Source organism: Pseudomonas sp. LTR0, assembly GCF_036630035.1.
GTDB classification, from domain to species: Bacteria; Pseudomonadota; Gammaproteobacteria; order Pseudomonadales; family Pseudomonadaceae; genus Aquipseudomonas; species Aquipseudomonas putida_Y.
Map to the genome: position 1 here is coordinate 488,745 of NZ_CP123734.1, position 26,433 is coordinate 515,177.

Genomic DNA, 26,433 nt, shown 5'->3' on the forward strand with positions numbered 1-26,433 from the left:
GTACCAGGGGCTTTTTCATTGCGCTGGCAACACTCAGGCTCGATCCCGCTCCAGCAATGGTTTCAGGTAATGGCCGGTATATGACTGCTTCATCTCGCTCAGCTCTTCTGGCGTACCGCAGGCAATGATCTGGCCACCCTTGGAGCCACCTTCCGGCCCCAGGTCAACCAGCCAGTCGGCGGTCTTGATCACATCCAGGTTATGCTCGATCACCACCACGGTATTGCCGTGGTCGCGCAGGCGATGCAATACGTCGAGCAGTTGCTGGATATCGGCAAAGTGCAGGCCGGTGGTAGGTTCGTCGAGGATGTACAAAGTCTTGCCGGTATCGCGCTTGGACAGTTCGCGTGACAGCTTCACGCGCTGTGCCTCACCCCCTGACAGCGTGGTCGCTGACTGCCCCAGTTTGATGTACGACAGGCCCACATCCATCAACGTTTGCAGCTTGCGCGCCAGCGCCGGCACCGCATCGAAGAACTCTCGGGCATCCTCGATGGTCATTTCCAGCACTTCGTGGATGTTCTTGCCCTTGTACTTGATCTCCAGGGTTTCGCGGTTGTAGCGCTTGCTCTTGCACACGTCACACGGCACGTAGATGTCCGGCAGGAAGTGCATTTCCACTTTGATCAGGCCATCGCCCTGGCAGGCCTCGCAACGGCCACCCTTGACGTTGAACGAGAAACGTCCCGGGCCATAACCACGCGAGCGTGACTCCGGTACACCAGAGAACAGCTCGCGGATCGGTGTGAAGATACCCGTGTAGGTCGCCGGGTTGGAGCGCGGGGTCCGGCCTATCGGGCTCTGGTCGATATCCACCACCTTGTCCAGGTGCTGCAGGCCATCCATGCTGTGGTGTGGTGCGGCTTCCAGGCTGCTTGCGCCATTTAGGGCGGTGGCGGCCAAGGGGTAAAGGGTGTTGTTGATCAGCGTCGACTTACCCGAGCCGGATACACCGGTCACGCAGGTCAGCAGGCCGATCGGCACTTCCAGGTCGACGTTCTGCAGGTTGTTGCCACGCGCGCCCTTGAGCTTGAGTTGCAGCTTCTTGTTGCGCGGCGTGCGCTTGGCCGGCACAACGATCTTCTTGCGCCCGGACAGGTACTTGCCAGTCAGCGAATCGGGGTGGTCCATGACCTCCTGGGGCGAGCCCTCGGCGACGATCTGTCCGCCGTGCACACCAGCGCCAGGGCCGATGTCGACCACGTAGTCGGCCAGCCGGATGGCGTCCTCGTCGTGCTCCACCACGATCACCGTGTTGCCCAGGTCGCGCAAATGGTTGAGGGTGGCCAACAGGCGGTCGTTGTCGCGTTGATGAAGGCCGATGGACGGTTCATCGAGGATGTACATCACCCCCACAAGACCGGCGCCGATCTGGCTGGCCAGGCGGATACGTTGCGCTTCACCACCGGACAGGGTGTCGGCGCTACGATCCAGGGTCAGGTAGTCGAGGCCGACGTTGACCAGGAACTGAAGTCGTTCGCAGATTTCCTTGAGGATTTTTGCCGCGATTTCGCCACGCCGGCCGGTCAGGGTCAGTTCGCCAAAGTAGTTGCTGGCTTCACCGATCGGCATATTGGTTACCGCCGGCAGGGTCTTCTCGCCCACCCACACATGGCGCGCCTCGCGGCGCAGGCGCGTACCCCGGCAATCCGGGCACGGTTGTGTGCCAAGGAACTTGGCCAGTTCTTCACGCACCGTGGCCGATTCGGTTTCGCGGTAGCGGCGCTCAAGGTTCGGCACAATGCCTTCGAACGGGTGCGATCGCTTGACGATGTCGCCTCGGTCGTTGAGGTACTTGAAGTCGACACTCTGCTTGCCGCTGCCCTGCAGGATCACCTTCTGGTGTTCGGCCGACAGCTCGCCGAAAGGCTCCTCCAGGCTGAAGCCATAGTGCGCGGCTAACGAACCAAGCATCTGGAAGTAGTACACGTTACGGCGGTCCCAGCCGCGGATCGCGCCTTCGGCCAAGGTGAGCTCGGTGTTGACCAGGCGTTTGGTGTCGAAGAACTGTTTGACCCCCAGGCCGTCGCAGGTCGGGCAGGCGCCAGCCGGGTTGTTGAAGGAGAACAGCTTCGGTTCCAGCTCACTGATCGCGTGGCCGCACACTGGGCAGGCGAAGCGCGCGGAGAATATCGTCTCTTCGCCTTGTTCGCCGTCCATCGGTGCCACCAAGGCAATACCATCGGCCAGCTTCAGCGCGGTCTCGAACGATTCGGCCAGGCGCTGTTGCAGGTCGGCGCGCACTTTGAAACGGTCCACCACCACATCGATGCTGTGCTTCTTCTGCTTGTCCAGCTTGGGCAACTCATCGAGTTCGTAGAGTTTGCCGTTGACCCTGGCCCGCACGAAGCCCTGGGCGCGCAGCTCGTCAAACACTGCCAGATGCTCACCTTTGCGCTCGCGCACTACCGGCGCGAGCAGCATCAGTTTGCTGCCTTCCGGGTTTTCCAGCACCAGGTCGACCATTTGGCTGATCGTTTGCGCCTCCAGCGGAATATCGTGGTCCGGGCAGCGTGGCGTACCGACGCGGGCGTACAGCAGGCGCAGGTAGTCATAGATTTCGGTGATGGTGCCGACCGTGGAACGCGGGTTGTGCGAGGTCGATTTCTGCTCGATCGAAATCGCCGGCGACAGGCCTTCGATGGTGTCGACGTCGGGTTTTTCCATCATCGACAGGAACTGCCGGGCGTAGGCCGACAGCGACTCCACGTAGCGGCGCTGGCCTTCGGCGTACAAGGTATCGAACGCCAGGGACGACTTGCCGGAACCGGACAGGCCGGTGATCACGATCAACTTGTCCCGGGGCAGGGTCAGGTCGATGTTCTTCAGGTTGTGGGTACGTGCCCCACGAATCAGGATCTTGTCCACTACGGCCTCGCTCGGCGGGCATAAACAAGGAAGTATACGGCGCCCTGCCAGTACGCGGCAAAGCGTCGCGTAGATGCCGTCAAGCTGTCGGACTGATAGAATCGCCGCCGGTTCACACGAGGTTAATCCATGCACGACACCCACAACGAGCGCATGAGTGGCGGCGAAACCCGCGCCGCTGGCGGCCTTGCCCTGGTCTTTGCCTTTCGTATGCTGGGCATGTTCATGGTCTTGCCGGTACTGGCCACCTACGGCATGGACCTGGCTGGCGCCACGCCTGCGCTGATCGGCCTGGCCATTGGGGCCTATGGCCTTACACAGGCGGTATTTCAGATTCCGTTCGGGATGATTTCCGACCGCATCGGTCGCCGGCCGGTGATTTATCTGGGGCTGGTGATCTTTGCCCTTGGCAGCGTGCTGGCGGCCCAGGCCGACTCTATCTGGGGCGTGATTGCCGGGCGCATCCTGCAGGGCGCCGGGGCAATTTCTGCTGCGGTCATGGCGCTGCTGTCCGACCTCACCCGCGAGCAACACCGGACCAAGGCCATGGCCATGATCGGCATGAGCATCGGCCTGTCGTTCGCTGTCGCCATGGTCGTTGGTCCACTGCTGACAAGTGCCTTTGGTTTGTCAGGTTTGTTCCTGGTCACGGCTGGGCTTGCCCTGGTAGGCATCCTGTTGATCGCGTTTGTCGTGCCCAACACCCACAGCATCCTGCAGCACCGCGAGTCGGGTGTGGCACGCCAGGCCATCGGCCCAACCCTGCGCCATCCGGACCTTCTGCGCCTGGACGTAAGCATTTTCATCCTGCACGCCATCCTCATGGCCAGCTTCGTTGCGCTGCCGCTGGCGTTCGTCGAGCGTGGCGGCCTGCCCAAGGAGCAGCACTGGTGGGTGTACCTGACCGCGCTGTTCATCTCATTTTTTGCAATGGTCCCGTTCATCATCTACGGCGAAAAAAAGCGCAAGATGAAACGTGTGTTGGCCGGCGCGGTCAGTGTCCTGCTGCTGACAGAGATATACTTCTGGGAGTGGGCTGACGGTTTGCGCGGACTGGTGATTGGCACCGTGGTATTCTTTACCGCATTCAACCTGCTGGAGGCTTCGCTGCCTTCTCTGGTGAGCAAGGTGTCGCCTGCCGGTGGCAAGGGGACGGCAATGGGGGTGTATTCCACCAGCCAGTTCCTCGGCGCAGCGTTAGGCGGGATTCTTGGTGGCTGGCTGTTCCAGCACGGTGGGCTGGACACGGTGTTCCTCGGTAGTGCGGCGCTGTGTGCTATCTGGCTGATCGTTGCCTTGCGCATGAACGAGCCGCCATATGTGACCAGCCTGCGCTTGCCCCTGACGCCTGAGGCGGTCCGGGAAGCCGGCCTGACCGAGCGCCTGATGGCCGTGCCGGGTGTGACCGACGCTGTGGTGGTTGCAGAAGAAGCCGCCATCTATATCAAACTGGATACGAAAATTTTGGACCGTGCGACCCTCGAGCGACTGGTGAATCCAGCCTCTTCGGCGTGCGAAGCCTAGGAGAACGTTATGGCCCGTGGGGTTAACAAAGTCATTCTGGTCGGTACCTGTGGCCAGGATCCCGAAGTCCGCTACCTGCCCAACGGTAACGCCGTGACCAACCTGAGCCTGGCCACCAGCGAGCAGTGGACTGACAAGCAGTCGGGCCAGAAGGTCGAGCGTACCGAGTGGCACCGTGTGTCGTTGTTCGGCAAGGTTGCCGAAATCGCTGGCGAATACCTGCGCAAGGGTTCGCAGTGCTACATCGAAGGCAAGCTGCAGACCCGCGAGTGGGAAAAAGACGGCATCAAGCGCTACACCACCGAGATCATCGTCGACATCAACGGCACCATGCAGCTGCTCGGCGGTCGTCCGCAGGGCCAGCAGCAGGGCGGTGACCCGTACAACCAGGGTGGCGGCAATTACGGTGGTGGCCAGCAGCAATACAACCAGGCACCGCCACGCCAGCAGGCCCAGCGCCCGCAACAGGCCCCCCAGCGCCCAGCGCCGCAACAGCCTGCGCCGCAGCCGGCTGCTGATTTCGACAGCTTCGATGACGATATTCCGTTCTGATCAGAGCGGTAAGGCGTTCAGCAGGACCAGAAACCCGGGGCAGTTGCCCTGGGTTTTTTTATGGGCAGCACCGCATATCTGGCATCGCGGTCAGTAGAACAATCGCGGCTCCGGCGAATCCAGCAGGCTTGCCAGCTTGGTCAGGGCAAAGGCCAGTTCCTGGCGGCTGGGTGCCATCAGGGCGATGCGCACACCGCTGGTGGCGTGGCTGCGTTCTGGCAGGAACTGGCTGCCGCTGACTACCGTTACGCCGTTGTCACGCGCAAGGTTGGCAAACTCGTCGCTGGTCCACGGTTCTGGCAGCTCCAGCCAGATATGGAAGCTGTGAGGCTGAGTGCGGACCTTGTATCGGCCAAGAATCTCCCGGGCCAGGTGCTGGCGTGCTGCCGCCTCATCTTGTTGCATACGCACCAACTGGTCGGCCTTGCCGCTGTTGATCAGGTTGCTGGCCAGTTGCGCCATCAGTGGCGATGGCATCCACACGCTGCTGCGTACCATCGATGATAACCGTGACAGGGTTTGCGGCGGGGCGTACAGGTAGCCGATGCGCAGTGCCGGCAGCACGCTTTTGGACAGGCTGGTGAGGTACACCGAGCGTTCAGGCGCATACGCTGCAAGCGGCTTGTAGTCCGGGTTGGGCTCGAGAAAACCGTAGATATCGTCATCCACGATGTACAGGTCGAACTCCCGGGCGATCTCGGCGATGGCCTGGCGCCTTGCAGGGGGCATGATCGAGTTGGTCGGGTTCTGGTGCGTGGTGACGCACACCAGCAGGGAAGGGCGGTGTTCCAGGCAGGCCGCGCGCAATGCCTCCGGGATGATCCCGTGTTCGTCCATGGCTACGCCGCGCAGGCGCCGGCCCATGCTGTGGGCCAGGGATATGATGCCGGGGTAGCAAAGCGACTCGCACAGCACCACATCGTCACTCTTCGACAGGCTGCTGATGGTCACCAGCAGCCCATGCTGGGCGCCAGCGGTCAGTACTACCTGCTGCCAACGCGCATCAGGCAGCCAGCGCTGTATCCAGGTCGCACCGGCTTGTTTGTGGGACGTGTGGCCACCCTCTGTCACATAGTCGAGTACCTGCCCCAAGTCCGAGGAGGCGGCCATTTCGCTGATAGCCGCGCCTAGCCATTCGCTCATGTGAGCGTCGTTGGGCTTGATGATCGAGAGATCGATCTGGCTGCTTTCGCCGGCCACGGGCGCGGGCACCGACGGGGGGGTTAATGGCTGTCGCAATTGCCTGACAAACGTGCCTCGGCCTACCTCGCCCGCCACCAAACCACGCTTGGCTGCTTCGTCGTAGGCCCTGCCAACAGTGCCGGGGGTTACATTCAGCGCCTCGGCGAGGTCCTTGAGTGTGGGTAAGCGATCGCCTTCTGCAAGCCGACCACCTTCGATGTCCTGTTCAAGGGCATCAGCGATCATCAGGTAAACCGGCTGTGTTTGATGGCTGAATTGAGGGACCCACATGGAAATGGCACCAGACGCTGCAAGAGCGCGAAAGCCTAGCATGAAAGCTCGGATGCAGGTAATGATGGTAATTGGTTTGATTGAGTTGATTTTATTTTAGATTGAATCGATTCAATTTTTGAAATTACAATCATCGCCCGATCAGGCCAGCCGCACTCGCGCTGTGCCTGGCTTAAACGCTCCACTGGATGGACATTGCTATGGAAATTCTGGGTTCTTACTGGGCGGAGCACTGGTTGCTGGCCATCCTCATGCTTGGCGCGATCGCCTTCGTTGCGGGTTTCGTCGACAGCATTGCCGGTGGTGGTGGCTTGTTTCTGGTACCGGGCTTTCTGCTGGTTGGCATGCCGCCGCAGGTGGCACTGGGCCAGGAAAAACTGGTCAGTACCCTTGGCACACTGGCGGCTATCCGAAACTTCCTGGCCAACAGCAAGATGGTCTGGCAGGTAGCGTTGGTCGGAGTGCCGTTTTCGCTGCTAGGCGCCTACCTGGGGGCTCACCTGATCGTGTCGATCTCGCAGGAAACTGTGGGCAAGATCATCCTGGCACTGATCCCGCTCGGTATTCTCATTTTCCTTACCCCCAAGGACCGCCCGGTCGAGGAGCGCGAACTGTCATCGCGCATGCTGTTCACCGTGGTCCCGCTGACCTGCCTGGCCATTGGCTTCTATGACGGCTTCTTCGGCCCCGGTACCGGCAGCATGTTCATCATCGCTTTCCATTACCTGTTGCGCATGGACCTGGTCTCCAGTTCGGCCAACTCCAAAACCTTCAACTTCGCTTCCAACATCGGTGCGTTGGTCGCCTTCGTCAGCGCAGGCAAGGTCGTCTACCTGCTGGCATTGCCACTTGTGGCCTGCAACATCCTCGGTAACCACCTGGGCAGTTCCCTGGCCTTGCGTAAAGGCAACGAAGTGGTGCGCAAGGTGTTGGTGTTCTCGATGCTCTGCCTGTTCACCAGCCTGGGCGTGAAGTACCTGACTTGATCCATTGATAGGAGATAACGAATGAAAACCGCATTTGTAACCGGTGCTTCCTCAGGCTTTGGCCGCGCCATCTGCTGCACCCTGATCGGCAAAGGCTACCGCGTGGTCGGTGGTGCCAGGCGCATGGACAAACTGAAAGCACTGGAGGCTGAACTGGGCGCCAATTTCATTCCGATGGCGCTGGATGTCACTGATTCAGTATCGCTCGAGAAGGCGGTCGAGCAGATGCGTGAGGCGTCGCTGCAGATCGATCTGCTGGTCAACAACGCGGGGCTGGCGCTGGGCGTGGACCGTGCCCAAGCCAGCAGTGCCGCAAACTGGCAGCAGATGATCGACACCAACATCACCGGCCTGGCCATGGTCACCCACAAGATTCTGCCGCAGATGGTGGAAGCCGATAGCGGCATGATCATCAACATCGGCTCGATCGCCGGTACTTACCCCTACCCGGGCGGTAACGTGTATGGCGCCAGCAAGGCGTTCGTCCGCCAGTTCAGCCTCAACCTGCGTGCCGACCTGGCTGGCACCCGCGTGCGGGTAAGCAACATCGAGCCGGGGCTGTGCTCAGGCACTGACTTCTCGATGGTGCGCCTGAATGGCGACGTGGATGCCGTGCAGGCCCTGTATCGGGATGTAGAGGCCCTCCTGCCGGAGGACATTGCAGCAACGGTAGCCTGGGTTGCCGAGCAGCCGGCGCATGTAAACATCAACACCATCGAGATCATGCCTGTGGCGCAGAGCAGTGCGGCGCTGAATGTGGTGCGCAACCTGCCACGTACCTGATTGGTGCTGTACCGCTGACTCAGGTCATCGCACCTTCTGGATTCTTGACTAGTCTTATCCTTTGGCGGCTATCAATTGGCCGCCACCGTGACTACCAAGAGGCGCCGGCAATGTTCCGTGCGTCCACCACCTGATCAGGAGTGCACGATGGACCTGAACCGTCGGCAGTTCTTCAAGGCCGCCGCCGTCGGCCTTGGAGGCTCGAGCCTTGCAGCGTTGGGCATGGCCCCGACGCCGGCATTCGCCGAGCAGGTGCGTCACTTCAAGCTGGCGCATACCAAAGAAACCCGTAACACCTGCCCCTACTGTTCGGTCGGCTGCGGCCTGATCATGTACAGCCAGGGTGATGCGGGAAAAAACGTCAAACAGAACATCATTCATATCGAAGGGGACGCCGACCACCCGGTCAACCGGGGCACCCTCTGCCCGAAAGGCGCCGGCCTGCTGGACTTTATCCACAGCTCGAGCCGCCTGCAGTACCCCGAGGTTCGCAAGCCGGGCAGCAAAGAATGGGTGCGGGTCAGCTGGGACGAGGCGCTCGACCGCGTCGCCGACCTGATGAAGCAGGACCGCGATGCCAACTTCATCGAAAAGAACGCCCAAGGACAAACAGTCAACCGCTGGCTCTCCACCGGTTTTCTTGCCGCTTCCGCCGCTTCCAGCGAGGCTGGCTACCTGACCCACAAGGTCATCCGCGCAACAGGCATGCTGGGGTTCGATAACCAGGCACGTGTCTGACATGGCCCGACGGTGGCAAGTCTTGCCCCGACGTACGGCCGTGGCGCCATGACCAACCACTGGTCCGATATCGCCAACGCGAATCTGGTCCTGGTGATGGGTGGCAACGCAGCAGAAGCGCACCCGTGCGGCTTCAAGTGGGTGACCGAGGCCAAGGCGCACAACAAGGCGCGGCTGATTGTGGTCGACCCGCGGTTTACCCGTACCGCTTCGGTGGCGGATTACTATGCACCGATCCGTACTGGTACCGACATCGCCTTCATGGGCGGGCTGATCAACTATCTGCTTAGCACAGACAAGATCCAGCACGAGTACGTGCGCAACTACACTGACGTGTCGTTCATCGTCAAAGAGAACTACGGCTTCGAGGACGGGTTGTTCAGCGGCTACGACGAGGCCAAGCGTGTGTACGCCGACAAGTCCGGCTGGGGTTACGAGCTGGGCGAGGACGGCTATGCCAAGGTCGACCCGACACTGCAGCACCCTCGCTGCGTGTTCCAGCTGATGAAACAGCATTACAGCCGCTATACCCCGGAACTGGCGAGCATGACCTGTGGCATGCCACAGGACGCCATGATGAAGGTCTGGGAAGAGATCGCCTCCTGCTCGGTACCGGGCAAGACCATGACGATCCTCTATGCGCTCGGCTGGACGCAGCATTCGATCGGCGCGCAGATCATTCGTAGCGCGGCCATGGTTCAGTTGCTGCTGGGCAACGTCGGCATGCCGGGTGGAGGGGTCAACGCGTTGCGTGGACACTCCAACATCCAGGGCCTGACCGACCTCGGCCTGTTGTCCAACTTGCTGCCGGGTTACCTGACCTTACCCGGCGATGCCGAGCAGGATTACGCCGCCTACATCGACAAACGCGCCTCCAAGCCACTGCGCCCGGGCCAGCTGTCGTACTGGCAGAACTACGGCAAGTTCCACGTCAGCCTGATGAAAGCCTGGTACGGGGCCAACGCCACGGTAGAAAACAACTGGGGCTACGAGTGGCTACCCAAGCTCGACGTGCCGGGCTACGACGTGCTGCGCATGTTCGAGATGATGGACCAGGGCAAGGTCAACGGCTATATGTGCCAAGGTTTCAATCCGATTGCAGCGCTGCCGGACAAGAACCGTGTCACTGCGGCGCTGAGTAAGCTCAAGTGGCTGGTGGTCATGGACCCGCTAGCTACCGAGACATCGGAGTTCTGGCGCAATGCCGGGCCGTTCAACGACGTCGACACGGCCAATATCCAGACCGAAGTGATCCGCTTGCCCACTACCTGCTTCGCCGAGGAAGACGGGTCGCTGGTCAACAGCAGCCGTTGGCTGCAATGGCACTGGAAGGGCGCAGACGGCCCGGGCGAGACCCGTACCGACGTGCACATCATGAGCGAGTTGTTCCTGCGCCTGCGCCAACGCTACCAGGCCGAGGGCGGCACCTATCCCGACCCGATAATGAACATCAGCTGGCCGTACAAGATACCTGAGGAGCCATCCCCGGAGGAGTTGGCCAAGGAGATGAACGGCTGGGCGGTGGCCGATGTCACCGACCCGACTGGCGCGGTGATCAAGGCGGGCCAGCAACTGGCGGGCTTCGGCCAGCTCAAGGACGATGGCAGCACCGCGTCTGGCTGCTGGATCTTCGCCGGCTGCTGGACCGAACAGGGCAACCAGATGGCTCGCCGCGACAACAGCGACCCGTATGGCATGCACCAGGTACAGAACTGGGCCTGGGCCTGGCCGGCCAACCGCCGCATCCTCTACAACCGTGCGTCCAGCGACCCGCAAGGCAAGCCTTGGGACCCGGAGAAAAAGCGCCTGGTGTGGTGGAGCGGCAAGGCCTGGACCGGCACCGACGTACCGGACTTCAAGGTCGACTCGCCGCCCGAGGCTGGGATGAATCCGTTCATCATGAACCCTGAAGGCGTGGCGCGTTTCTTTGCCATCGACAAGATGGCCGAAGGCCCGTTCCCCGAGCACTATGAGCCATTCGAAACACCGATCGGCATCAACCCGCTGCACCCGCAGAACAAGAAGGCCACCAGCAACCCGGCCGGGCGCATCTTCGATTCCGTGTGGGACACCCTCGGCACGCACGACGAGTTCCCCTATGCGGCGACCACCTACCGGCTGACCGAGCACTTCCACTTCTGGAGCAAGCATTGCCGGCTCAACGCCATTGCCCAGCCCGAGCAGTTCGTCGAGATCGGCGAGGTGCTGGCCAACGAGAAAGGCATCAAGGCCGGCGACCGGGTACGGGTGTCGAGCAAGCGTGGGCATATCGATGCGGTGGCGGTGGTGACCAAGCGGATTCGCCCGCTGCAGGTCAACAATCAGACCGTGCACCAGATCGGCATCCCGCTGCACTGGGGCTTCACCGGCGTTACCCGGCATGGCTACCTGACCAATACCTTGGTGCCGTTCCTCGGTGATGGCAACACGCAGACGCCAGAGTCCAAGTCGTTCCTCGTCAAAGTGGAGAAACTCTGATGGCCAGCCAAGACATCATCGCCCGCTCGGCCACCACTACCGTTCCGCCCTCGGTGCGTCAGCAGCAGGAAGTCGCCAAGCTGATTGACACTACCAAGTGCATCGGTTGCAAGGCCTGCCAGGTGGCGTGCTCGGAGTGGAATGAACTGCGTGACGAGGTTGGCCACAACCACGGCACCTACGACAACCCCCAGGACCTCACGGCCGAGACCTGGACCCTGATGCGCTTTACCGAGCATGAGCGCGACGACGGCAACCTGGAGTGGCTGATCCGCAAGGATGGCTGCATGCACTGTGCCGACCCAGGTTGCCTGAAGGCCTGCCCAAGCCCTGGTGCGATCATCAAACACGCCAACGGTATCGTCGACTTCAACCAGGACCACTGCATCGGCTGCGGCTACTGCATCACCGGCTGTCCGTTCAACATCCCGCGCATCTCGCAGAAAGACCACAAGGCGTACAAGTGCACCCTGTGTTCCGATCGCGTGAGCGTGGGGCTGGAGCCGGCGTGCGTGAAAACCTGCCCGACCGGTGCGATCGTGTTCGGCAGCAAGGACGAGATGAAAGTGCATGCGGCCGAGCGCATCGTCGATCTGAAATCGCGGGGCTACGACAACGCCGGGTTGTACGACCCGGACGGCGTCGGTGGCACCCACGTGATGTACGTGCTGCACCATGCCGACACGCCGAAGCTGTATGCCGGCCTGCCGGACCAGCCAGTGATCAGCCCGTTGGTGGGGTTGTGGAAGGGCTTCACCAAGCCGCTGGCGCTGTTGGCCATGGGCGCGGCGGTGCTGGCGGGGTTCTTCCACTATGTGCGGATCGGCCCTCAGCGTGTCGAGGAGGATGAGCACCCGACACCGCCGGACGAAAGCGTGCATCAAGTGGACCCGTCGGTCCATGTCTATGATCCGAAGCAGCCCGGTGGGCAAGGGGAGCAGCGGCCATGAACGACAACAAACCCATACTGCGCTACAACGCCAACGAGCGTAGCAACCACTGGGTGGTGGCGATCCTGTTCATCCTGGCTGGGCTGTCGGGGCTTGCGCTGTTCCATCCGGCGCTATTCTGGCTCAGCAACCTGTTCGGCGGCGGGCCGTGGACGCGCATTCTGCATCCCTTCCTCGGGGTAGCGATGTTCGTGTTCTTCCTCGGCCTGGTATTGCGCTTCTGGCGGGCCAACTTCATCACCGCCAACGACCGCCTGTGGCTGCGCCGCGTGGACCGGGTAATGCGCAACGAGGAGGAGGGTGTGCCGCCGGTCGGCAAGTACAATGCCGGGCAGAAGCTGCTGTTCTGGACCCTGCTGGTGTGCATGCTGGTGCTGCTGGTCAGTGGCGTGGTGATCTGGCGGGCATACTTCAGCCATTGGTTTGGCATCGATGCCATTCGCTTGTCTGCGCTGCTGCATGCGCTGGCGGCCTTCGTGCTGATTCTCAGCATCATCGTGCACATCTACGCCGGCATCTGGATCAAGGGCTCGATCAGCGCCATGCTGCATGGCTGGGTCAGCCGCGCCTGGGCACGCAAGCATCATGAGTTGTGGTACCGCGAAGTGACCGGCGACAAGACGCCGGGTGATCACGGACGAAAAGAAGGATGAGCGCTTGAGCAGCATACTCGAACCCGGGCAGATCGAAGCGTCGGCTGTCACGCCGCCATTTCTGCACCTGCCTGCCGCCAACCTGTTTGAACTGCGCGCCGCGCGCCTGGAGCATCTGGCTGAAGGCAACGCGCTTGGCGACTACCTGACGCTGATCGCGCGGTTATGCCGCATCCAGCAGCAGCTTGTGGATAACCCGCCCGGCGGTCTGCCGGTGGCCGAGGAACGTCAGCGCCTGTGCATGGATCATGGTTTGCCGCCGCTGGCGGCTGACAGTCTGGTGCGTGAAGGGCCGTGGCTGGTCTGGTTGCAGGCACTGCTTGAGCACCTCAACAGCGAAAGCAGTGGCCCGCTGGGTGAGGCGCTGCAGCTGCTGCGAGGCAGTGATGACCATCAGCGCAAGGGCTGGGGCATTGCTTTGCTGGCAGGCCAGTACGATGGTGTGCCCGCAGCACTGGTGCCCTTCCTCGGGGCCGCGTTGCAGGCAGCCTGGTCCAGCTGGTTGCTGGCGCTGCCCGCACACCAGCTCAAGCCAGCCGGCAGCCTGGCCCAATGCCCGGCTTGCGGTTCGCCGGCGATGGCCGGGGTGGTGCGCAACCGTGGAAAGCACAACGGCTTGCGTTACCTGGCCTGTTCGTTGTGTGCCTGCGAGTGGCATGTTGTGCGAGTCAAGTGCGTGTACTGCGAGTCGAGCAAGGATTTGCGTTACACCAGCCTTGAGGATGACCGCCATGCACCAGGCAAAGCGCCGCTGCGCGCCGAGTGCTGCCCTGGTTGCGACAGCTACCTGAAGCAGAACTACCTGGAGAACGATGCGGCGGCCGAGCCGCTGGCTGACGACCTGGCCAGCCTGGCCTTGGATATACGCCTGGACGGGGAGGGTTTCCATCGCCTGGCGCCCAACCTGATGCTCGCCCCGGGTAGCGGTTGAGGGTCTACACTGAAACACCGACTTGCCTTCGTACCTACAGGTAATTGCGCCAACCTTCAGGATGACGCTGTACTTGTAGGAGCGGGTTCACCGCGAATGGGCCAGCACAGACAACGGATCAGTCCAAGGTAGTACCGCATGTCCAACAGCCTAGCCAGCGACACCCCACGCCTGCCGTCCATCGATAACCTCCTGCGCCACCCGGCTTGTCTCCCGCTGATCGACCGCCACGGTCGCGACGCCGTGCTGACTACCCTGCGCCAGTTGCTCGACGACCTGCGCCAGCCCGCCCGTAATGGCGAACTCGGCAGCGCCGAACTGGCCCCGGAAATCCTCCTTGGCCGCAGCGCAGAACGCCTCGCCCTCCAGCAACGCAGTCAGGTCCGCCGCGTGTTCAATCTCACCGGGACCGTGCTGCATACCAACCTGGGCCGTGCCTTGCTACCGGAAGAAGCCATCGAGGCCATGCAGACCGCCGCTCGTTATCCGCTCAACCTGGAATTCGACCTGGCCACCGGCAAACGTGGCGACCGTGATGACCTGATCGAGGGCTTGATCCGCGAGCTGACCGGCGCCGAAGCCGTCACCGTGGTCAACAACAATGCCGCCGCCGTGCTGCTAGCGCTCAACAGCCTGGGCGCACGCAAGGAAGGCATCATCTCTCGCGGCGAGCTGATCGAGATCGGTGGTGCCTTCCGGATTCCCGACATCATGGCCCGTGCCGGCGTCAAGCTGCACGAGGTCGGCACCACCAACCGTACTCACGCCCGCGACTACGAGGCCGCCATCGGCCCGCGCACTGGCCTGCTGATGCGGGTGCATTGCAGCAACTACAGCATCCAGGGCTTCACCACCCAGGTGCCTACTGCCGAGCTGGCACGTATCGCCCACCAACATGAATTGCCGCTGCTTGAAGACCTGGGCAGCGGCAGCCTGCTCGACCTTACCCGCTGGGGCCTGCCCGCCGAACCCACGGTACGCCAGGCCCTGGCCGATGGTGCCGATATCGTCACCTTCAGTGGCGACAAACTGCTGGGTGGTCCGCAAGCCGGGATCATCGTCGGCCGCAAGGACTTGATCACCAGGATCAAGAAAAATCCGCTCAAGCGTGCGTTGCGCGTCGACAAGATCACCCTTGCTGCACTCGAAGCGGTGCTGGCGCTGTACCGCAACCCCGATCGCCTGGCCGAGCGCCTGCCCAGCCTGCGCCTGCTGACTCGCAACCAGGCCGAGATCCAGGCCCAGGCCGAGCGCCTGGCGCCTGAACTCAAGGCGCGCCTCGGTGAGCAATGGGCCATCAGTGTAGAGCCTGCGTTGGGCATGATCGGCAGTGGCAGCCAGCCGGTTGCGCGCTTGCCCAGTGCGGCGCTGTGCCTGCGCCCGCAAGTGTCGAAGAAGCTGCGTGGACGCAGCCTGCATGTACTGGAACGAGCCCTGCGCGACCTGCCGGTGCCGGTGCTGGGCCGCATTGACGACGATGCCCTGTGGCTGGACCTGCGCCAACTGGATGACGAAGCCCAGTGGTTGGCCCAGTTGCCAGCCCTGCAACTGGGGCCAGTGCAGTGATCGTTGGAACTGCAGGCCACATCGACCACGGCAAGACCGCACTGCTACAGGCGCTAACCGGCCAAGCCGGCGACCAGCGGCAGGAGGAGCGTTCCCGTGGCATGACCATCGACCTTGGTTACCGCTATGCGGCGCTGAGCGAAGGCGCGCCGCTGACCGGCTTCATCGATGTGCCGGGCCACGAGCGTTTTATCCACAACATGCTGGCCGGCGCCCATGGCATCGACCTGGTGCTGTTGGTAGTGGCTGCCGACGACGGGGTCATGCCGCAGACCCGTGAGCACCTGGCGATCATCGAGCTGCTGGGCATTCCCCAGGCCTTGGTGGCGATCAGCAAATGCGACCGGGTCGAGCCGTCGCGCCTGGCCGAGGTGCAGATGCAAGTCAGTGAGCTGCTGGCGCCTGGGGCGTATGCCGGTGCGCGGCAGTTTCCGCTGTCGAGCATCAGCGGGGAGGGCGTGGAAGCGTTGCGCCAGGCCCTGCTGGAGGCCGAAGCAGGTACGCGGCAACGCAGTGTGCACGGTGGTTTTCGCCTGGCCGTCGACCGTGCCTTTGCGGTTACCGGCGCGGGTGTGGTGGTCACCGGCACGGCACTGGCCGGGCGGGTCAGTGCAGGTGATACGTTGCTGCTGGGCAAGGCCGGCAAGGTGGTGCGCGTGCGTGGCCTGCATGCGCAGAACCAGGCCGCGTTGGTGGCAGAAGCAGGCCAACGGGTGGCGCTGAATATCGCTGCCGAACGCCTGGCCGTGGAGCAGGTGCGCCGGGGCGACTGGCTGGTGCCCGAATGGTTGCATGCGCCCAGTGTTCGGGTAGATATCGAGCTGCACCTGTTACCTGACGAGACGCGTACTTTCGAACATTTCAGCGCCGTGCATGTGCACCTCGGCACCCAAGATGTCACGGCCCGGGTCGCCTTGCTCGAAGGCGAAAGCCTGGCTGCCGGCCAACGCATGTTTGCCCAGTTGCTGCTCAACGCGCCGTTGCAGGCTGTGCACGGCGACCGCCTGGTGCTGCGCGATCAGCGCGCTCAGCGCACATTGGGCGGCGGCAAGGTGCTCGACCCGTTCGCACCAAGCCGCCAACGCCGCAGCGATGCCCGTCTGCAGCAGTTGCAGGTACTGCGCGATGCAGCGGATCTGGAGCAGGCGCTGCCAGCACTGCTCGCCAGTGCACCGGGCGGTATTAGTCCGCAGCGACTCGAACGGCAGTTCAACCGCCTGCGGGAAACCTGGCAGTTACCGGACGATGTGCGGGTGGTGGCCACCCGGCAGGGCCAACTGTTGTTCGCCAATGCCCAATGGCTGGCGCTCAAGCAGCAGGTTCTGGAACAGTTGGCGCGCTTTCACGAGCAAGAGCCCGACCAGCTCGGCCCTGACCGGGATCGCTTGCGGCGCTTTGTAGCCTTGCCCCTGGAGCGGCCGGCATTCGTCAGTCTGCTGGATGAGCTGCTCGACGACAGCGCCATCGCCAGCAGCGGGCCATGGCTGCATCTGCCCGATCACAAGGTGCAGTTGAGCGAAGCCGATAGTGCATTGTGGGCGCGTCTGCAGCCGAAGTTGATCGCAGGGCAATATGACCCACCCTGGGTCAGGACACTGGCGAGTGAGGAGAACCGTGCCGAAGCCGATGTGCGCCTGTTACTGCGCAAGTTGGCGCGGCTGGGCCTGGTGCATCAGGTAGTGCGCGACCTGTTCTACCCTGAGGCGACGCTACAGCGCATGGCAGCGTTGATGTTGGAGCAGGCCAGCGAAACGACGATAGTGCAGGTTTCCGCGTTTCGCGATATGTTGGGCATCGGTCGCAAGCGCAGTGTGCAGATTCTGGAATACTTCGACCGCATCGGCCTGACCCGGAGGGTGGCCGACCAGCGTCACATCCGCGCCGACAGCGCCCTGGCCCAACAGCAGGTCAGGCACTGAGTTCAAGGAAGGCAATCGCGCCCGGTGGCGCGGCCGGGCTTCAAACCCGGTTGGGGACGGCAGCCGTTCCCGGGCAGGTTCGACTCCCGCTGCCTTCCGCCATTTTTCACGCTTTAGGGCCTCTTCGCGGGCGAACCCGCTCCTACACAGGAAACCCTATCGTCGTAGGCCCTCAAGGGCGCTGATCAAGCCCGCTCGCCACACAGATCCAGGGCAAACCAGTGCTCTGCTGCGTCGGCATCCAACCCAGCGCCCAGCAGTGCCACCATCTTGCCCAGTGCCGCTTCACGGGTCATGCCACCGCCACTGACCAGCCCGGCCCCGCGCAAGCGGTTGCCCGCTGCATAGGTGTCGAACACCACTGAGCCTTCCGGGCACTGGCTGATAGCCGCCAGCATCACGCCGCGCTGGCGCGCTGCGCTCAGCACATTCAGCAGCGCCTGGTCATCCGACGGCCCGGTACCGCTGCCGTAGCACTCCAGCAGCAAACCCTGCACACCGCTGTCGATCAAGGCCTGCAAATGCCCGGCCTGCAGCCCCGGGAAAACCGGCACGACCGCCAGGTTGACCGGTTTGCGCGGCTGCCTGTAGCCCAGCTCGGCAGGGATCGTATCGGCCCGCTCAGCGTCACGATGGCGCGGCAGCGCAGCAAAGGCATCGAACGCTTCGCTACGCAGCTTCGACGCCCGACAGCCATGCAGCAGTTGACCGTGGAAGTACAGCTGCACGCCCTCTTCCAGGCCTTGTTCGAACTGGCGCAATGCGCCGCACAGGTTGTCCCAGGCATCGCTGTCCGGGGCACCTGCCGGCAGCATCGAGCCGGTCAGCAACACCGGTACGGGCAAGCCAAGCAACAGGAACGACAACGCTGCAGCGCTGTAGGCCATGCTGTCGGTACCGTGCAGCACCAGCACGCCATCGTGGCCCGCTACATCCACCGCCTCGACGATGGCATCGCGCATCGCCAGCCAGTTGTGTTGTTGCATGTTGGCGCTGTCGAGCAACGGGTCCAGCTCTTGCAGCGTCCATTGCACCCGCGGTGCATTGGCCATCTGGGCAAAGTGTTCACGCATCCGCGCTTCAAAACCACCGGCCGGTGCCAGGCCTTCGGGGGTTTCGAGCATGCCGATGGTGCCACCGGTATAGAGAACGAGAAGATTCTTTACTGCGCGCATGGAAAGCATCCGTAGCGGTGAGCGGAGAAAGAAAAGCCGCCCGCGGAAGGGGCGGCTGGGCAGGGGAGGATATCAGCGCTGCGGCTGAACTTGGCCGACTGCTTTGTCAGTGGCTGTTTCCACCTGAGGATTGGCAGGCCAGGCATTGCGGTCCAGGTCCAGGTCGGCAAACTTGGACGAGTCGAACACAGGCTGCTTTACACCGGCCTTGCGCTGGTCGTCGTAGTCGCGCATGACTCGCAGGCCGACCTTGAACAGCAGGGCCAGGGCCACCAGGTTGACGAAGGCCAGGCAGGTCATGGTGATGTCGGCGAAGGCGAACACGGTCGACAGGTCTTGCATCGAACCCCACACGACCAGTGCCAGGACCAGGCCACGGAACACCATCAACACTACGCGGTTACGGCTGAGGAACTGCAGGCTGTTCTCGCCGAGGTAGTAGTTGTAGAGGATGCAGGTGAAGACGAACAGCGACAGCGCCACGCTGACGAACACGCGACCCCAGTCACCGACTACGGCGGCCAGCGAGTTCTGGGTCAGGACAATGCCGTCGCCCTCGAAGCCCGGGGTGTAGAAGCCTGAAAGCAGGATCAGCAGTGCGGTGCAGGTGCAGATCAGGAAGGTGTCGAGGAACACGCTGAAGGCCTGGACCACGCCCTGCGCGCCCGGGTGTTTCACGGCAGCCACGGCAGCGACGTTCGGCGCACTGCCCAGGCCTGCTTCGTTGGCGAACACGCCACGCTTCACACCCATGACGATGGCGCTGCCGAGCAGGCCGCCGAAAGCAGGGTCGAGGCCGAAGGCGCTCTTGAAGATGGTTTCCAGCATGGCTGGCACGTGTTCGATCTGGGTGCCGATCACGTACAAGGTTACGCCGATGTAGGCCAGGGTCTTGACGGGTACCAGCAGGTCCGACACCGCCGCGATGCGCTTGATACCGCCGATGAAGGTGATGGCCAGCAGCACGGCCAGGACAATACCGCTGTGGCTTGGGTCGAAGGCAAAGGCGTTCTGCAGCGAGTGGGTCATGGTGTACGACTGCAGACCGATGAAGGCGAAGCCGTAGGTGACCAGCAGCAAGAGCGAAAACACGATGGCCATGCTCTTGCGCTTCAGCCCGTGCTGGATGTAGTAGGCCGGGCCGCCACGGTACAGGCCGTCGCCATCAGCGCGCTTGTAAACCTGGGCCAGGGTGCATTCGAAGAAGCTGCTGGACATGCCCACCAGTGCGGTGACCCACATCCAGAACACGGCGCCTGGGCCGCCCAGGGTCACTGCGATACCGACACCGGCGATGTTGCCGGCACCCACGCGGCCGGCCAGGCTCAGCATCAGGGCCTGGAAGGAACTCAGCTGGCCTGCCTGGCCACGCAGCGATTCCTTGAACACGCTGAACATATGGGTGAAGTGGCGGAACTGGACGAACCGGGAGCGGATGGTGAAGTAGCTACCCAGCCCTACGATCAGCACGATGAGGAGTTTCCCCGAAAGGAAATCGTTGATTACTTCGAGCATTGGAAAATGACCTCGATTCTTATTCTTCGTGTGGAAAGACCAGCGGACGGCAGGCGCACCGCTATTCGTTGGGGCGCATGGTTGGCTATGACAAGACTGGTTACAATTTCGCGGATTGCTCTGACTTGATGCGACTTGATGCTACAATGGCGTCATTCGCGTCACCTGGATTCCGCATATGAGCGATCACTTCGCTACCAACCTCAAACTCGCCTGCAGCCACTACCGCTCTATTTCAGAAGTTTGCCGCCAGCTCTCGATCAACCGCGCGCAGTTCAACAAGTACCTGAGCGGGCAAAGCCGTCCGACGGCTTTCAACCTGAAGCGCATTGGCGACTTCTTCGGTGTCGAGGATTACGAACTGAACCTGCCCGCCGAGCAGTTCGCCCGTCTGATCGGTGCGCGGGTATCGACCCTGGCCGAGCAGCCCAGTGACCCGATCAGCGAGTTGTTTCGCCCGTTGCACGAACATGCGGGCAATCTGTCGCGCTATTGCGGTTACTACTTCGAGTATTCCAACTGCATGTCGGTACCGGGCACGATCCTCGTGTCGCTGGTGCACCTGTGGGAAGAGCGCGGCCGTTTTCTGTTCGAGCGCCAGGAACGGCAGGAACGCTCCAGTGCTACCGATCAGCATGCCGAGGTACGCTGTCGCTACCTGGGGGCGGCGTTCCAGTTGCAGGACCGGATGTTCCTCATCGACTACGAGTCGCTGACGTTCAACGAGATGAGCCAGACCATCCTCATCCCCAGCTTCAAAAGCCGCATCACCCGGTTGAATGGCCTGAAGGCCGGCGTATCCAGCGGCGACCGGCGCAACCCTGCCTGTACCCGGGTGGTATGGGAATACCTGGGCGAGGAGATCAATCGCATCAATGCGTATCGGCAGGTGAAACTGTACCGGCCGGATGATCCACGCATAGACGACGATGTGCGTAAGCGGTTGAGTGTGGCGCCGTTGCGCGATGGTCTGTTCGAGATCGAGTAATGCTCAACGCCTTAAGCATTGTCGAGGATGAACGCTGCTACTGCGTCCGCAACCTGGTCCGCTATCGCGGGAGCCCTGCGCAAATGTGCCGCGATGCCATGGTCGCAGTCGGTAAGAAACAGGCATTGCAAGCGCGATGCTGAAACTGCTCGCATCAAGGCGAGGGTAACTTCTTCAGGAATCGGGCTATAGCGTTCAGTGCCGGCAATCCACAGGTTGCCAGCGCTGGTGCCAGGGCCTTTGCCGAATCTCTGGGAGTTGAGCCCGTCGTACTCGCCGATCACCATCAATACTCTTCCACGAAACTGGTTGAGGAAGGTGTAGCTATCGCTCTCCAGAAAACCGAAAGGCTTTTTGATGGCAGCAGTGAATGCTGGGCCGAACGGCGCCTGGTAGGCGTGGTCTGGATAAACTGCTGGACAGATCAATACGATGTTGTCCACTTGTGGCAACTGTGCTGCAAGCTTGAGCGTAATTGCCGCGCCAAGGCTGTGGCCTATGAGCGTTCGGCATCGAGGCGCGATATGCGCGTGGAAACGCTGTGCTTCATCAAGGTTCGTAGCCAGTGACGGTGACAATGCGCCTGGCTCGCTGGCGAGGCTATGGCCTGACAGATTGCCAGTGAGTGAACCAATGCCTGCGGCTTGCAGGCGATAAAGCAGGGGGTTGAGCCGGGTAAAGTCGGAACGCGCGCCCCCCAAAACAAATGCTGGAGCTGCGCGCTCGATATCAGGTACCAGCAATCGCGCCTGTTGCTGGTAGTTTCCAAACACTTCATTGATGAACAGCTCTTTGCCTGGGGCGGGCTCATCAAACTGCCACTTCACGCGCTGCGGGGAAGCCTTTTGAATGTGCATGGTGCTCTCTAGAAGAACTGGTTGAGCCATTCGCCGAGCGGGTTGCCCGTATCGAGCAGCAGTTTGAGTGCCATGATGCAGCAGACGCTGACCAGCAGCGGTTTTATGAGGCGTGAGCCGAAGCGTACTGCGCAGCGTGCCCCCAATTGCGCGCCCAGAAAGGCGGCGAGCGCCATTGCCAGCGCCAGCGGCCAGATGATCGCCCCGCTGAGAGAAAAGACTGACAATGCGCCCAGGTTACAGGCTGCGTTCAAAAGCTTGCTGGTGCATACGGCTTGAATGAGGTGCTGGCCCAAGAGGACCACGCAAGCCAGCATGAAGAACGAGCCGACTCCAGGGCCGAAGATGCCGTCATAAAAGCCAATGATTGGTGCAGCCGTCACGCAGAATAGGCTAGTCGATACCTTTGCCTTGCGCGCTTGTTCATTCGGCTTTGGACTGAAGGCAAAGTAGGCGGCGATCAGGATCAGCAGTGGTGGGACGCACGCCTGCAAAACGCTTTTGGGGACGTAAGTTATCGACAAGGCTCCCAACGCCCCACCGATGAACGACATGACAGCCATGGGACTGCCTCGTCTCCAGTCGATCATGCCTTTGCGGGCGAAGGCGCACGTAGCCGAAACCGTAGCCGAAGCTGCCTGGAACTTGTTAGTGGCAATAGCTGCCAAGGGTTCTACACCGGCAATAAACAGCACCGGGAGCGTGATAAGGCCACCGCCGCCGGCGATAGCATCAAAAAAGCCGGCCATCAGTGCAACCAGTGCGAGTAGCAGAACAAACGTCAAGTCGATTTCGATCATGGGGTATTTTCCTGTGCTCAACCACGGACCAGCAGCGGGTCTTCAGCGAGCACCAACGGTACGGCGAAGGGGGAGTATCCGAATTGACGGATAAGCAGGCGCCGGTTGTCCTGGACCTTGTCGCGGCCGTGCAAGGCTCGGCTGTTGTTGATCAACAATGCGCTGTCAGGTTGCAGGGCAAACGTCAGCGGTTGCGCAGTGCTCAGTGCTTTTTGAAAGGCGTTGAACGCGCGCGCCGCAGCGTTGCAGGCACGTTCATTCAGGCTGAAGCGATAGCTGTTGTATCGAACAGAGAAACCACCATTGGGCTCGAACTGCAGCATTGAAACTGCTTTGCCAGCATTGCCCTGTCCCTGAGCGAAGCAGTCACTGCGTGTGAAGTCGAAAGACTTTGAAGTCAGCGCAAGTGTGTCCAGGTTACTCAAGCGTTCGATGATTTCCCGGAGTGGGAAGACATTCGTAGGTTCATTGGCGGGGTTCCAGCGCGCAGTGAGAATCAGTGCTGAGGGAGCAGGGGAGTGAGCGTTGCTGGCGTTTGTTGAGCAGTTGTAAGGTGCTTCAGTGTGTGGCCCCAAGCGCAAGCCCGCATGCGAGCTGGTTTCAACCTCCAGGCAGGGATCTTCGTCGGGGCGCGGGACGCGGCCACCGCCCTTGAAGTTGCCGACCAGGCGGACCTGTTTGCCATCGTTGTCGATATCGAAGGCGAAACTGCGGTGGCGTACGAGTTCCAGCAGCAGTTGATTGCGCGAGGCAAGGTATTGGCAGCGAGGGCTTTGCGCCAGGGCGGTAATGTCGGGTAGGTATTCTGGTATTGGCTCGTTGGCACAGTGCATCTGCCTGTACATCAAGGCAGATAGATGGCCTTCACTGAAGCGCCGGAGGAGCGCACGCTGTTCTTCACTCAAGGCTTTTTCGAGTTGATCGGCGAATATACGAGCCTGAAGTGCTACTCCTTTAGCCTCCGGTCCACCCAAATCAGCAAGGGTTTGGCTTGCAAAGGCTATGGCCTGGCTTTGCTCTGGGTAGAAATCCAGGTAGGCAGCTTCCGAATGAGGCATTGAACGTTCCTTGTCGTTTTTATGTGAAACTCCCTGGCCGGCAAGTGGGGAGTCGACTATTCAATGCAGTTATGCCGATACGTGGAAGTCAGCCCATTCCTCGTATGTCGTAGGAGATTTCTGTCTGTGGCGGTATTGAGCGGTGAAACTGTGGAATCGCTCCCGCCTGCGGCATCCAACGGGGCCGGTGTTGGACTTCCCGGGCAGGAAACCGCAAAATAACCCCTTTACTTCATCAACCTCTCCGGATCTGCTGACTCTATGCGTATGCGCCTAATGCTGTTGGGTGGTGGCAATGCCCTCGGGCAAGCGCTGATTCGTCTTGGGGCCGAGGAGGACATCGCATTCCTGGCACCGCGCCCGCCCGAGAACGGCTGGGCGCCCTCAAGCCTTACTCAGCTGCTCGATGACCATCGCCCCGACGCGCTGGTCAACCTGGCCTATTACTTCGACTGGTTCCAGGCCGAGTCGGTCAGCGAGCAGCGCCTGGCCCAACAGGAGCGGGCGGTGGAGCGGTTGGCAGAGCTGTGCCAGCACCATCAGATCACCTTGGTGCAGCCATCCAGCTACCGTGTGTTCGATGGTGCGCGGGCAACGGCCTATAGCGAAAAGGACGAGCCAGTGCCGCTGGGCTTGCGTGGCCAGGCCCTTTGGCGCATCGAGCAGAGCGTGCGCGCGGCGTGCCCGCAGCATGTGCTGCTGCGCTTTGGCTGGTTGCTGGACGAGAGTATCGATGGCGCGTTGGGACGCTTCCTGACCCGTGCCGAGCAGCCACAGGAGCTGCTGCTGGCCGATGATCGACGTGGCAATCCGACGCCGGTCGATGATGCCGCCCGAGTGATCCTGTCGGTGCTCAAGCAACTCGACTGCAATGCGCCGCTGTGGGGCACCTACCATTACGCTGGCAATGAGGCGACCACGCCGCTGGCGCTGGGCCAGGCGATCCTCGCCGAGGCCGGCCAATACCGCCAGCTGGCCGTTCAGGCCCCCACGCCGCAGGCCCATGCCGCGCGCCCGGATGCCAGCGAAGAGCCACAGCACGCGGTACTTGCCTGCAAGAAAATCCTTCATACCTTCGGTATCAAGCCGCGTGCCTGGCGCGCTGGCTTGCCACCTCTACTGGACCGGTTCTACCGCCATGGCTGACGCCCCCATCCTGATCACCGGCGGTGCCGGCTTCATTGGCTCCCACCTGTGCGATGCGTTGTTGGGCAAAGGCTACGCCGTACGCATTCTCGACGACTTCTCCACCGGCCGGCGAAGCAACCTGCAGGTCGACCACCCACGGCTGGAACTGATCGAAGGTGATGTTGCCGATGCAGGGCTGGTCACTCAGGCTGCGGCTGGCTGCCGTGCTGTGGTGCATCTGGCAGCGGTAGCGTCGGTTCAGGCCTCGGTCGAAGACCCGGTGCGTACCCACCAGAGTAACTTCATCGGTACCCTCAACGTTTGCGAAGCCATGCGCGTGCATGGCCTGCGCCGGGTGCTGTTCGCCTCCAGCGCAGCGGTGTACGGCAACAATGGTGAAGGGGAGTCGATTTCCGAAGACACGCCCAAGGCGCCGTTGACCCCTTATGCCGTGGACAAGCTGGCCAGTGAGCAGTATCTGGACTTCTACCGCCGCCAGCATGGCCTGGAGCCGGTGGTGTTTCGCTTCTTCAATATCTTCGGGCCACGGCAGGACCCTTCCTCGCCGTATTCCGGAGTGATCAGCATCTTCTGCGAGCGTGCTGTGCAGGGCTTGCCGATTACAGTGTTCGGGGACGGCGAGCAGACCCGGGACTTCCTTTACGTGGGCGACCTGGTGCAGGTGATGGTGCAGGCACTGGAGCAGCCGCAGGTCGAGGAGGGGGCGGTGAACATCGGGCTGAACCAGGCGACCTCACTGAACCAGTTGCTGGCTGCGCTGGAGAAGGTTGTGGGGAGCTTGCCAGCGATCAGCTATGCGGCGGCGCGATCGGGTGATATCCGCCATTCGCGAGCGGATAACCAGCGGTTGTTGGCGCGGTTCGAGTTTGCGCAGGTGACGCCGATGGTTGAAGGCCTGGCAAAGCTTCTCGGTAAAGGCTGAACCCCTCGGGGCTGCGCCGTGGCCCTGAAATCACCCATGCCGCACCCTTCTGCGCTGGCAATCTTCGGGATGTAAGGCCCGCCCATCCTGGCTGCGGACCTGCAATATTTGAAGCGCTTGCCCCGTCACGCCGTCCACCAGCTCCGAACGCGTTTCACCCGCCTCGAACAGAAACCGCTCCCCCCACTGCCTCAAACCAACCACCACTGGAAATACCGACTGCCCTTTGTCGGTCAGCACGTACTCTTTGTAGGCACTGCCATCCGACGCCGGCTGTGTCATCAGCAACCCACTTTCCACCAACAGCTTTAGCCGCGAGGTGAGGATGTTCTTCGCCAGCCCCAGGTTCTTCTGAAATTCACTGAAACGCCGTAGGCCGTCAAAGGCATCGCGCAGGATCATCAGCGCCCAACGGTCACCCAGCACCTCCAGAGCCCGGGCCACGGGGCACTGCGCATTGTTTTCATCGAGCATGGGGCACGCCTGTCTTGATTATCTGGTTGCAGATTAAAACCACATTTGTTAAATAGCCAGCGGGTGGTTTCAAA

Annotated in this window: 21 protein-coding genes and 1 tRNA gene; 14 read left to right on the top strand and 8 right to left on the bottom strand. The window is 61.8% G+C overall.

What is annotated here, in order from left to right; translation table 11 throughout:
- Positions 1-33: 33 nt before the first annotated feature.
- Positions 34-2,868 carry an excinuclease ABC subunit UvrA gene (uvrA, locus tag QCL51_RS02270; protein WP_028697804.1) on the bottom strand — a complete coding sequence of 945 codons (2,835 nt, stop codon included), beginning with the start codon at positions 2,866-2,868 and terminating at the stop codon, positions 34-36.
- A gap of 129 nt (positions 2,869-2,997) precedes the next feature.
- On the opposite strand from uvrA, the gene QCL51_RS02275 reads away from it, so the two are divergent.
- Entirely contained in the window at positions 2,998-4,392 is a 1,395-nt protein-coding gene (locus QCL51_RS02275) for an MFS transporter (RefSeq protein ID WP_021783896.1), read from the top strand.
- Between the two features lie 9 nt (positions 4,393-4,401).
- Positions 4,402-4,944 carry a single-stranded DNA-binding protein gene (locus tag QCL51_RS02280; protein ID WP_021783897.1) on the top strand — a complete coding sequence of 181 codons (543 nt, stop codon included), beginning with the start codon at positions 4,402-4,404 and terminating at the stop codon, positions 4,942-4,944.
- 90 nt (positions 4,945-5,034) lie between these two features.
- On the opposite strand, the gene QCL51_RS02285 is transcribed toward QCL51_RS02280, so the two are convergent.
- Positions 5,035-6,417, bottom strand: a complete 1,383-nt coding sequence (locus tag QCL51_RS02285; RefSeq protein ID WP_103463376.1) for a PLP-dependent aminotransferase family protein — start codon at positions 6,415-6,417, stop codon at positions 5,035-5,037.
- 200 nt (positions 6,418-6,617) lie between these two features.
- Here QCL51_RS02285 and QCL51_RS02290 point away from each other — a divergent pair, with 200 nt between their 5' ends.
- The 9 genes from QCL51_RS02290 (at position 6,618) to QCL51_RS02330 (ending at position 17,523) form a co-directional block, all read left to right on the top strand.
- Positions 6,618-7,403: a TSUP family transporter gene (locus QCL51_RS02290; RefSeq protein WP_103443400.1), complete on the top strand. Its 786-nt coding sequence runs from the start codon at positions 6,618-6,620 to the stop codon at positions 7,401-7,403.
- Positions 7,404-7,424: 21 nt separating this feature from the next.
- Positions 7,425-8,186 carry an SDR family NAD(P)-dependent oxidoreductase gene (locus tag QCL51_RS02295; RefSeq protein ID WP_103443401.1) on the top strand — a complete coding sequence of 254 codons (762 nt, stop codon included), beginning with the start codon at positions 7,425-7,427 and terminating at the stop codon, positions 8,184-8,186.
- Between the two features lie 147 nt (positions 8,187-8,333).
- On the top strand, positions 8,334-11,402 hold the full coding sequence (gene fdnG, locus QCL51_RS02300) for a formate dehydrogenase-N subunit alpha (protein WP_338444574.1): 3,069 nt from the start codon (positions 8,334-8,336) through the stop codon (positions 11,400-11,402).
- Positions 11,402-12,352 (top strand): formate dehydrogenase subunit beta, encoded by a 951-nt coding sequence (gene fdxH, locus QCL51_RS02305; RefSeq protein WP_021783903.1) that lies wholly within the window; start codon positions 11,402-11,404, stop codon positions 12,350-12,352. Before fdnG ends, fdxH begins: the two co-directional genes overlap by 1 nt.
- Positions 12,349-13,005 (top strand): formate dehydrogenase subunit gamma, encoded by a 657-nt coding sequence (locus QCL51_RS02310; RefSeq protein ID WP_021783904.1) that lies wholly within the window; start codon positions 12,349-12,351, stop codon positions 13,003-13,005. Before fdxH ends, QCL51_RS02310 begins: the two co-directional genes overlap by 4 nt.
- Before the next feature lie 4 nt (positions 13,006-13,009).
- A complete protein-coding gene (gene fdhE / locus QCL51_RS02315; RefSeq protein WP_021783905.1) occupies positions 13,010-13,936 on the top strand; it encodes a formate dehydrogenase accessory protein FdhE in 927 nt (308 codons plus the stop codon).
- A gap of 138 nt (positions 13,937-14,074) precedes the next feature.
- Positions 14,075-15,502: an L-seryl-tRNA(Sec) selenium transferase gene (gene selA / locus QCL51_RS02320; RefSeq protein ID WP_021783906.1), complete on the top strand. Its 1,428-nt coding sequence runs from the start codon at positions 14,075-14,077 to the stop codon at positions 15,500-15,502.
- Positions 15,499-17,421, top strand: a complete 1,923-nt coding sequence (selB, locus tag QCL51_RS02325) for a selenocysteine-specific translation elongation factor (protein WP_021783907.1) — start codon at positions 15,499-15,501, stop codon at positions 17,419-17,421. Before selA ends, selB begins: the two co-directional genes overlap by 4 nt.
- A 6-nt stretch (positions 17,422-17,427) precedes the next feature.
- Positions 17,428-17,523 (top strand) — tRNA-Sec (locus QCL51_RS02330).
- 83 nt (positions 17,524-17,606) lie between these two features.
- Here the strand turns inward: QCL51_RS02330 and QCL51_RS02335 are convergent.
- Positions 17,607-18,605, bottom strand: a complete 999-nt coding sequence (locus tag QCL51_RS02335) for an asparaginase (RefSeq protein WP_021783908.1) — start codon at positions 18,603-18,605, stop codon at positions 17,607-17,609.
- A gap of 63 nt (positions 18,606-18,668) precedes the next feature.
- Positions 18,669-20,111, bottom strand: coding sequence for an alanine/glycine:cation symporter family protein (locus tag QCL51_RS02340; RefSeq protein WP_021783909.1), 1,443 nt, complete (start codon positions 20,109-20,111; stop codon positions 18,669-18,671).
- Between the two features lie 178 nt (positions 20,112-20,289).
- Between QCL51_RS02340 and QCL51_RS02345 the strand changes: the two genes are divergently transcribed.
- Complete coding sequence (locus QCL51_RS02345) at positions 20,290-21,099, top strand: helix-turn-helix transcriptional regulator (RefSeq protein ID WP_021783910.1); 810 nt, start codon at positions 20,290-20,292, stop codon at positions 21,097-21,099.
- An 11-nt stretch (positions 21,100-21,110) separates the two neighbouring features.
- On the opposite strand, the gene QCL51_RS02350 is transcribed toward QCL51_RS02345, so the two are convergent.
- From QCL51_RS02350 to QCL51_RS02360, 3 genes are read right to left on the bottom strand one after another with little or no spacing between them, the layout of a single operon-like run.
- Positions 21,111-21,956: an alpha/beta fold hydrolase gene (locus QCL51_RS02350; protein WP_028697801.1), complete on the bottom strand. Its 846-nt coding sequence runs from the start codon at positions 21,954-21,956 to the stop codon at positions 21,111-21,113.
- Positions 21,957-21,964: 8 nt separating this feature from the next.
- A complete protein-coding gene (locus QCL51_RS02355) occupies positions 21,965-22,756 on the bottom strand; it encodes a TSUP family transporter (protein WP_021783912.1) in 792 nt (263 codons plus the stop codon).
- 17 nt (positions 22,757-22,773) lie between these two features.
- Complete coding sequence (locus tag QCL51_RS02360; RefSeq protein WP_028697800.1) at positions 22,774-23,814, bottom strand: TauD/TfdA family dioxygenase; 1,041 nt, start codon at positions 23,812-23,814, stop codon at positions 22,774-22,776.
- Between the two features lie 261 nt (positions 23,815-24,075).
- Between QCL51_RS02360 and QCL51_RS02365 the strand changes: the two genes are divergently transcribed.
- Both QCL51_RS02365 and QCL51_RS02370 read left to right on the top strand, forming a co-directional pair.
- Positions 24,076-24,960: a sugar nucleotide-binding protein gene (locus QCL51_RS02365; RefSeq protein WP_021783916.1), complete on the top strand. Its 885-nt coding sequence runs from the start codon at positions 24,076-24,078 to the stop codon at positions 24,958-24,960.
- Positions 24,953-25,885, top strand: a complete 933-nt coding sequence (locus QCL51_RS02370; protein ID WP_021783917.1) for an NAD-dependent epimerase/dehydratase family protein — start codon at positions 24,953-24,955, stop codon at positions 25,883-25,885. Before QCL51_RS02365 ends, QCL51_RS02370 begins: the two co-directional genes overlap by 8 nt.
- 30 nt (positions 25,886-25,915) lie before the next feature.
- On the opposite strand, the gene QCL51_RS02375 is transcribed toward QCL51_RS02370, so the two are convergent.
- Positions 25,916-26,359 carry a helix-turn-helix domain-containing protein gene (locus QCL51_RS02375; protein WP_103443409.1) on the bottom strand — a complete coding sequence of 148 codons (444 nt, stop codon included), beginning with the start codon at positions 26,357-26,359 and terminating at the stop codon, positions 25,916-25,918.
- Positions 26,360-26,433: the final 74 nt, after the last annotated feature.

What these genes read in the sequence shown, in the direction of transcription:
- QCL51_RS02280 (WP_021783897.1), top strand. Translation starts at nt 4,402, where the DNA reads ATGGCCCGTGGGGTTAACAAAGTCATTCTGGTCGGTACCTGTGGCCAG.
- QCL51_RS02370 (WP_021783917.1), top strand. Translation starts at nt 24,953, where the DNA reads ATGGCTGACGCCCCCATCCTGATCACCGGCGGTGCCGGCTTCATTGGC.
- QCL51_RS02365 (WP_021783916.1), top strand. Translation starts at nt 24,076, where the DNA reads ATGCGTATGCGCCTAATGCTGTTGGGTGGTGGCAATGCCCTCGGGCAA.
- QCL51_RS02345 (WP_021783910.1), top strand. Translation starts at nt 20,290, where the DNA reads ATGAGCGATCACTTCGCTACCAACCTCAAACTCGCCTGCAGCCACTAC.
- QCL51_RS02350 (WP_028697801.1), bottom strand. Translation starts at nt 21,956, where the DNA reads ATGCACATTCAAAAGGCTTCCCCGCAGCGCGTGAAGTGGCAGTTTGAT.
- QCL51_RS02355 (WP_021783912.1), bottom strand. Translation starts at nt 22,756, where the DNA reads ATGATCGAAATCGACTTGACGTTTGTTCTGCTACTCGCACTGGTTGCA.
- QCL51_RS02275 (WP_021783896.1), top strand. Translation starts at nt 2,998, where the DNA reads ATGCACGACACCCACAACGAGCGCATGAGTGGCGGCGAAACCCGCGCC.
- QCL51_RS02335 (WP_021783908.1), bottom strand. Translation starts at nt 18,605, where the DNA reads ATGCTTTCCATGCGCGCAGTAAAGAATCTTCTCGTTCTCTATACCGGT.
- selA (WP_021783906.1), top strand. Translation starts at nt 14,075, where the DNA reads ATGTCCAACAGCCTAGCCAGCGACACCCCACGCCTGCCGTCCATCGAT.
- QCL51_RS02295 (WP_103443401.1), top strand. Translation starts at nt 7,425, where the DNA reads ATGAAAACCGCATTTGTAACCGGTGCTTCCTCAGGCTTTGGCCGCGCC.
- QCL51_RS02290 (WP_103443400.1), top strand. Translation starts at nt 6,618, where the DNA reads ATGGAAATTCTGGGTTCTTACTGGGCGGAGCACTGGTTGCTGGCCATC.
- QCL51_RS02340 (WP_021783909.1), bottom strand. Translation starts at nt 20,111, where the DNA reads ATGCTCGAAGTAATCAACGATTTCCTTTCGGGGAAACTCCTCATCGTG.
- QCL51_RS02310 (WP_021783904.1), top strand. Translation starts at nt 12,349, where the DNA reads ATGAACGACAACAAACCCATACTGCGCTACAACGCCAACGAGCGTAGC.
- QCL51_RS02360 (WP_028697800.1), bottom strand. Translation starts at nt 23,814, where the DNA reads ATGCCTCATTCGGAAGCTGCCTACCTGGATTTCTACCCAGAGCAAAGC.
- QCL51_RS02285 (WP_103463376.1), bottom strand. Translation starts at nt 6,417, where the DNA reads ATGTGGGTCCCTCAATTCAGCCATCAAACACAGCCGGTTTACCTGATG.
- QCL51_RS02375 (WP_103443409.1), bottom strand. Translation starts at nt 26,359, where the DNA reads ATGCTCGATGAAAACAATGCGCAGTGCCCCGTGGCCCGGGCTCTGGAG.
- fdxH (WP_021783903.1), top strand. Translation starts at nt 11,402, where the DNA reads ATGGCCAGCCAAGACATCATCGCCCGCTCGGCCACCACTACCGTTCCG.